This window comes from Staphylococcus pasteuri, assembly GCF_030547725.1.
Classification (GTDB): domain Bacteria; phylum Bacillota; class Bacilli; order Staphylococcales; family Staphylococcaceae; genus Staphylococcus; species Staphylococcus pasteuri.
The window spans coordinates 1-372 of record NZ_JAUOQO010000071.1 but is presented as its reverse complement, the minus strand read 5'-3'; the positions used below and the strand labels follow the sequence as shown (position 1 = coordinate 372).

Sequence of the window (372 nt, the reverse complement as noted above, 5' to 3'; positions counted from 1 at the left end):
GTAACACTGCGCCACGCTTTAGCGACGCTAAGTTATCACTATTAATTAGCCCTGTGGTATTTTTGTTTGCAGGTACATGAATGGTGACGTAATCGCTCAGCGCTAATAAATCTTTTAATTCATCAGCACACTCAACATCTGATGACAAACGCCAAGCAGCTTGAACACTAAGTGCCGGATCAAAGCCAACGACCTTCATCCCTAAAGCTAAAGCAGCATGTGCAACTTCAGCGCCAATAGCCCCTAGGCCAATGACACCGAGGGTTTTCCCGGTTAGCTCAGAGCCCACAAAACGCTTCTTTTCACCTTCAACAGTCAGTTGCAAGGCACTGGCATCTAATTCGCTATCAAGGCTATTGATAAAACTAAGGC

Annotated in this window: 1 protein-coding gene; it reads right to left on the bottom strand. The window is 45.7% G+C overall.

The genetic code is table 11. The annotated features are described in order from the left end of the window. Positions 1-372 (bottom strand): NAD(P)-dependent oxidoreductase (locus Q4528_RS12840; RefSeq protein WP_303521864.1); only part of this gene is annotated, 372 nt, incomplete at both ends.